The following is a 6,253-nucleotide window of genomic DNA, read 5'->3' as shown; positions in this document are numbered from 1 at the left end:
AGGATCGGCGTGGCGATGAAGGCCGCCGGCTGGAAGCCGTCGAGGCCTGCCGTATCGAAGTCGCTGGGCAGCACAAAGGCCGAGCCCATCGAGACCTCATTGGCCGCGCCGCCATGATGAAGCAGCGCGGTCTTGCTGCCGCCGATGTTCAGGATGCGGCGCTGGTCGGCGCCGAGACAGGCGACGAACGCCGAGGCCTGCGCCGACGCCTTTGCCAATGCCTTTGCCGGTCCGCCGAAAAGGCCAGGAATGAGCGGCGCATGCGCCTCGTAGGCCATGACGCCTTCGCAATGCAGCCGGGCCGGCAACGCGCTCAACGCCTCCGACAAGGCGTCAGGATTGGCGAACCCGCCGCGATGCAGCCCGACATCGATCTCGAAAGCGATGCGCAGGCCGATGCCGAGTTCGTCTGCCAGCGCGCCATATTCCGCCAGTCTTTCCTCGCTGTCGATCAGCCAGCAGACGCGCGACCAGTCGGTATCGGCTTTCACCAGCGCCGCCCTTGCCGCGCCGATCGGCATCGGCTTGCCGTAGAGCAGATCGGCATCCGGGAACGCCTTCAGCACCGCCTCGCTGATCGGCGGGTGGAAGGTCATGAAGCGCTCACTGCCAAGCGCCTTGGCAATATACGCAAGCAGCGGCATGCAGGCGAGCGATTTGTCGACCAGCCGCACGGCAAGGCCGGGATCCACTCTCCCCTTCACCAGGGCAATGTTGCTGTCCAGCCGGTCGCGATCGAGCAGCAGGCAGGGCTGGAAGATGCCGGCTTCCTTCAGCGCATCCGAGAGGGTGGAAAAATAGGTGGTCATCATTCGATGCCGAACAAGCCGGCCATATAGGGCGACACGAAGCGGTTTTGCGGATCGACGTCGCGGCGCACCGCCATGGCGTCGTCCCAGCGCGGATAGAGCTTTTTCAGATCCGCCGCTTTCAGGCTGTGCATCTTGCCCCAATGCGGCCTGCCGCCATATCTGCGGAAGATCGGCTCTGCCGCCCGCATGAACGGCAACGGATCGTTCGCTGCATCATGGTGGATGGCGATGGAGCAGGTCAGCCTGTTGTAGAATGGCGAAAGCCAGAACTGGTCCGGCGCGACCGAGCGCACCTCCATCGGGAAATAGACCTCGGGAAAACGCTTCTCAGTCAGCTCGATGATCTCGGCCAGCGCCTTCGGCCCCTCCTCGAACGGCAAATGATATTCCATCTCGTTGAACTTGGTCTGCCGGTCGCTGGCATAGACGTTGAGCCAGTCCTGCACGTAGTCCTCGGCGGGAAATCTGGCGGCCGCCGAACGGATCAGGCGGCCACGCAGCGATGGCAGCCAGGCAAGTGAGGTGCGCAGCCGACGCAGCGTCCTCAAACCCGCCTCGTCCTCTTCCGGCGGCCGTGCGGTGGGTGCGGCGTCGCTGAAATCGCTGGCGATGAACTGCGCATAGCCGGAGAACGGAATGTAGTAGAATTCGGCCGAGCGATGCGCGGCCATCATCGCCTCGAAGTCGCGCAGCATCTCAGTGATCGGCAGCACATATTTGCGGCGGCGCAACCGGTAGGTCGCGATGTTGTTCAGCGTCACTTCGGTGAGCACGCCGAAAGCGCCGAGCGCGACACCGATGGCGTGGATCATGTCCTGATCCCCTGCCCGCTTGAAGTCGCGGACCTTGCCAAGCCCGTCGACGATCTGCACCGTCTCCAGCTGGGTGTGATAGGCGCCGAGCGTCGGTCCCGAGCCATGCGTGGCGGTACCCAGCGCGCCGCCGATCGCCTGGCGGTCGATGTCGCCCATGTTGGGCAGGCCCTGGCCAATGCCTTGCAGGATGCGCATCAGCGGGCCGAGCCGGGTCCCTGCCCGCACCCGCGCCCGATGTGTTTCGGCGTCGTGCGAGACCAGCCCTTCCAGCCTCTCCAGGGACAGGATCGTGCCTTGCGATTTCACCAGCGGCGTGAAGGAATGACCGGCACCGGCGACGCGCACCGGGCCAGGCGCGGTCCGGACGAGATCACCGAGTTCACCGGCGTCGCCGGGGCTGGCGATCAGCTTGGGCTCGGCGCTTACAAAGCCCGACCAGTTGCTCCAAATGTTCGACATGCCACCCCCCGCTCAGGCAACCGCACGACGGCGACGCGACACAAGGACGAAGAGACCGAGCAGCGCCACGCTGGCGACCGCGCTGGCGGCGGCGAATTCCGGCACCGGCCGAAAATCCCTGCCGTCGATGAGCAGCGACGCCGCGATCGGTCCGATCGCCAGGCCGAAAAGCTGGGCTGCCGGCACCAGCAGCACGGCGGTGCGCGTCTCGTCGGCGGTGATCGCCAGACGGATCTGGTAGGGCACGATGAACAGCAGGATAAAGCCCATGGCCAAGGCAGCGACCCAGAACGTCGTCAGGCCAGGGCTACTGGCGAGAACCAGGGAACTGACAAGCGCCACGACACCGATGATGGCGATGGTAGGGCGATAATCGATGCGCGCCTCGAACGCGGTCGCCGTCATCGCCCCCAGGACCTGCACCGCGAGGCTGGCCGAGACGATCAGGCCGACGGTGCGGCCATCGATGCCGTATTGCGCGCCTAGCGGCTCCAGGAAAGCCCAGACCGCGCCGAAGAACATGAAGTAGCAGAAGACCGACAACAGCGCGGTCATCGAGGGAACCGTCAGCACATTGGCCAAATTCTCTTCCTTGGGCAGGTCGGCATAGTCACCGGGTACGGTGAAAGCGACCGCCAGCGACACGACGCAGACGACGGCAAGAACGATGAAGCCGCCCGCCGACCCAGCGGCCGGGATGACATAGAGCGCCAGCAACAGGGCGAGCGCGCATTGCGCCAGCGTCTGCATGGTGACGAAATAGCCGCCGATGCGCTCGGCGCGCCGCGAGCGGGCGATCAGTTCGGTGGCGATGGCGACCAGACCGCCCTCGGCGAGCCCAGCCAGGGCGCGGGCCGCAATCAGCGTGCCGGCGCTCGCGGCATAGGCCGTCCACACATTGACCAGCGCCAGCAGCAGCAGAAGGACGGCACTTTTCAAGCGCATGTGGTGCGCCGAAAGCAGCATCGCCACGACAGCCGAACCGATGGCAATAGCGATCATCTCGGCTGTGGCGACCAGCGCCAGTTCGTCGCCGCTGACATGGCCCTCAGTGTAAAGGGCGCCGAGCAGCACAGGTTGCAGGCCGAGGATGAGCAGGCCGACCGAACCGATCCACAAGGCCGAGGCGAGCTGCCAGCCGGTCGGATTGCCGACCAGCCAGTCGCCACTGCCTGCGTGGCCGGTATCTGTCGAAGCCAAAGGCGCCTCCCAACGTCCTTGCCGTGCGGCAAAAAAGCTGACAACCTGTCAGTATTTCAGAAACTGATACTTGATCATATTTCTTGTCAACCGGAATTTGGGAAGCCGTGCGAAAGATCGGTGCATGACGGAATTGAAGAGAATGGCGACCGAGCCGAGGCGCAGGCCCAAGCAGGAACGCAGCCGCGAGCGCATCGACGCGATCCTGTCGACGACCATGCGGCTGATCGGAGAAAAGGGTATCGACGCCGTCACCATGAAGGAAGTCGGCATGCTGGCGGGCGGGCCGATCGCCACCGTCTACCACTATTTTCCCAACAAATCGGCGATCCTGGCGATGCTCTATGAGCGGTTTTCAGAGGTCAGCCGGGCACGGCTGACGACGATCATCGCCGAAATCCGCGAGGCGAACGACGTGATCGTGGCCGCTGACCGGCTGCTCGATGATTATCTCAGCCGTGTCGCCGGCGATCCGGCCATCCAGGATCTGCAGAACGCCATCCAGGCCGACAAGGCGCTCAAAAACCTCGACATCGCCGAAACCCGACACCAGGCCAAAATGTTCTGCGACCACGTCATCGCCTTGCTCGAGCCCGAGAGGCGCGAGCAGTTCGAACGCATGGTCCTGCTGATCTTCCAGCTCGCCGGCGGCGTGGTGCGCCTGGCGCTCGCCGAGGGCGAAGCGGAAAGCCGCCAGACCATCGAGGATTACCGGTCTATCATTCACACGCAGCTGCGGCTGTTTTTATAGGGCGGCCGCGGCGATCTCAGCCGCGCCTATTTCGCCCGATGGATGAGGCCTTCGAAGCCGTTTGTCAGATCGGAAGCGCCGGCCGCGAACATCTTGACGAGGTTTTGCGGACGGCCGGGAGTCTTGTTTGCATCGAGGAGGACGGCCTTGCCCTCATGCATGACGAAATCGAATTTTCCATAGTCAAAGCCGAGTTCACGCCGGCGCTCACGCAATTCGTCGGGCACCGGGACGGGCTCGCGCCGGATCGTCTCCGATGCCTTGACCAGCCCGTTCGGGGAGACGTAGCGGGTGCAACGCTCGCGCTCTCCGCAAAACACCCAGAAACGAACAGCAAAACCGTCGGGTTCTCTCTCCGGAATGAACTTTTCCACGACGAGATTGTCGCAATCAAAGACGCCATCTGGAACGTCGCCGAGAGATCCATGGACCTCATAAGGATGCAAGGCTGGCAAGCGCGGAAACGGCTGCTGTTTCCCGGCACGCTCGGATCGCCGGTTGAGGAGCGTCTCCGGAATACCCCGATTGTTGAGATTGCTTTTGACGATCACCTGACCTTGCCAGCTGTCGGTTCTGTCGACCAATGCGCCGCTGATCCGCCGCTTGGATATGTCGGCGGCGCCGATGTTGAGGCAGAAGCCAAAACTCCGGGCGTAGTCGACATAGTCCGCGGGCGTCACCGTGGCATCGACATGCAATACCGCCATATCGCCGCTGACCGGCTTCGACAGGCCTTGCTGAACCTGAACCGAGTGGCCGCGCCTTTTCAATTCCGCAAGAATGTCGAACAGCATGTATGGGCTGCTCCTGCGCAGCAGGATGTCGCGCCTGCCCAGGAACCTGTCATGCTCGTGCGTTATCACAACGATGCGCGCCACTATCTACCTCTTGGACTGTCTGTAAATTCTTGAAATGCCTTGGCTTGTCCGACGACCTCTATTAAGCCCCGGCGGGTATCCAAATCCAGGCGTCCAGGGGCCAATAAATTGCATGACAAATCATTGGGACGATTACCACCGCCATTGGAAACTTCTGGAAGCGCCGCTCCGGCCAACAGCGGAAACCGTCGCTATATTCGATCGCGAACTTGATCTCGGAAATGCCGATGTCCTCCTCTTGGGGGTGACCCCGGAATTGGCAATTCTGGGCAAGTCGATGTTGGCGGTCGACCAGTCGGCGGCCATGATTTCCGGCGTATGGGCCGGCGACGACGGCTCGCGAAGGGCAATCGCCGGCAACTGGCTTAACCTGCCCGTGGATCACGCAAGCATCGACGCCGTCATCGGCGACGGATGCCTGTCGGCGGTCGATTCCCAGGCGGCGCGCAGTTCGTTGTTTGGCGAGGTCGCCAGGGTACTGAAGCCTGGCAGGCGCGCAGCGATCCGCGTCTTCGCACGACCGGAAACGGCAGATGATCTGCGCGGCATCGAAGCTCTGGCTCTGGCCGGCGGGGTCGAGAATTTCCACGCGCTCAAATGGCGGATCGCGATGGCGTCCACGACGAACGACCGCGATTTCGCCATCAAGGTGGCGACAATCCGCGATACCTTCGGCAGCCTGTTCCCAGACCGCGAAGCTCTTGCCGCAAGAACGGGTTGGAGCATGACCTCGATCAACACGATCGACGTCTATGCCGGCTCGGACATAAGCTACAGTTTCGCGACGCTGGCCACGCTGATCGAAGAGGCCGCCGACTGGTTCGGCGAGGTGCGCGTCGTGCCGAGCGGCAGCTATCCGCTGGCCGAACGGTGCCCGCTTCTGGTACTCGGTTCGGCCAGGCACCGGTAAGTTCATCATCATACCGCCAAGAGCCGCTCCGAGCGCCTTGACTCCGGCGCGCCGCCAGCCTATTTCAGCGCCACGTTAGCACTCGCCTTTGGTGAGTGCTAACCACATGTCCGGCGCCGCCGGATGGAGGAACTGTTTCTCACCGTTCTCATCGAGGAAGAAAAAATGGCAAAGTCGAAGTTCCGCCCGCTTCATGACCGCGTGGTCGTTCGCCGGGTCGAATCCGAATCCAAGACCGCTGGCGGGATCATCATCCCCGACACGGCAAAGGAAAAGCCGCAGGAAGGCGAGATCATCGCTGTCGGCTCCGGCGCTCGTGACGAAGCTGGCAAGCTGGTCCCGCTGGACGTCAAGGCCGGCGACCGCATCCTGTTCGGCAAGTGGTCGGGCACCGAAGTCAAGCTCAATGGCGAAGACCTTCTGATCAT

General features: G+C 63.0%; 7 protein-coding genes. 3 read left to right on the top strand and 4 right to left on the bottom strand.

Translation table 11 applies throughout. From position 1 onward, the window contains the following. The 3 genes from EOD15_RS26260 to EOD15_RS26250 form a co-directional block, all read right to left on the bottom strand. On the bottom strand, positions 1–809 hold an 809-nt coding region (locus EOD15_RS26260; protein ID WP_185929081.1), incomplete at its 3' end, for an alanine racemase. Then, complete coding sequence (locus EOD15_RS26255; RefSeq protein WP_127319534.1) at positions 809–2,086, bottom strand: D-arabinono-1,4-lactone oxidase; 1,278 nt, start codon at positions 2,084–2,086, stop codon at positions 809–811. The genes EOD15_RS26260 and EOD15_RS26255, both read right to left, overlap by 1 nt. Positions 2,087–2,098: 12 nt before the next feature. Continuing rightward, a complete protein-coding gene (locus tag EOD15_RS26250) occupies positions 2,099–3,286 on the bottom strand; it encodes an MFS transporter (protein ID WP_127319532.1) in 1,188 nt (395 codons plus the stop codon). 124 nt (positions 3,287–3,410) lie between these two features. Here EOD15_RS26250 and EOD15_RS26245 point away from each other — a divergent pair, with 124 nt between their 5' ends. Next, a complete protein-coding gene (locus EOD15_RS26245; RefSeq protein ID WP_164761637.1) occupies positions 3,411–4,037 on the top strand; it encodes a TetR/AcrR family transcriptional regulator in 627 nt (208 codons plus the stop codon). Between the two features lie 26 nt (positions 4,038–4,063). Here the strand turns inward: EOD15_RS26245 and EOD15_RS26240 are convergent, their stop codons facing one another. After that, the gene (locus EOD15_RS26240; RefSeq protein WP_127319530.1) at positions 4,064–4,915 is read right to left on the bottom strand and encodes a hypothetical protein; all 852 of its coding nucleotides are present in this window, start codon (positions 4,913–4,915) and stop codon (positions 4,064–4,066) included. Between the two features lie 112 nt (positions 4,916–5,027). On the opposite strand from EOD15_RS26240, the gene EOD15_RS26235 reads away from it, so the two are divergent. After that, the gene (locus EOD15_RS26235; protein WP_127319528.1) at positions 5,028–5,825 is read left to right on the top strand and encodes a class I SAM-dependent methyltransferase; all 798 of its coding nucleotides are present in this window, start codon (positions 5,028–5,030) and stop codon (positions 5,823–5,825) included. 165 nt (positions 5,826–5,990) lie between these two features. Continuing rightward, positions 5,991–6,253 (top strand): co-chaperone GroES (locus EOD15_RS26230; RefSeq protein WP_148129646.1); only part of this gene is annotated, 263 nt, incomplete at its 3' end.

The organism is Mesorhizobium sp. M7A.T.Ca.US.000.02.2.1 (assembly GCF_003996995.1).
Lineage (GTDB): Bacteria > Pseudomonadota > Alphaproteobacteria > Rhizobiales > Rhizobiaceae > Mesorhizobium.
The sequence above is the reverse complement of the archived record's forward strand: the minus strand, read 5'-3'. Positions and strand labels throughout refer to the sequence as shown.

Excerpts from the sequence above, each read along its gene's own strand:
- EOD15_RS26235 (WP_127319528.1), top strand. The coding sequence starts at position 5,028 with ATGACAAATCATTGGGACGATTACCACCGCCATTGGAAACTTCTGGAA.
- EOD15_RS26245 (WP_164761637.1), top strand. The coding sequence starts at position 3,411 with ATGACGGAATTGAAGAGAATGGCGACCGAGCCGAGGCGCAGGCCCAAG.
- EOD15_RS26255 (WP_127319534.1), bottom strand. The coding sequence starts at position 2,086 with ATGTCGAACATTTGGAGCAACTGGTCGGGCTTTGTAAGCGCCGAGCCC.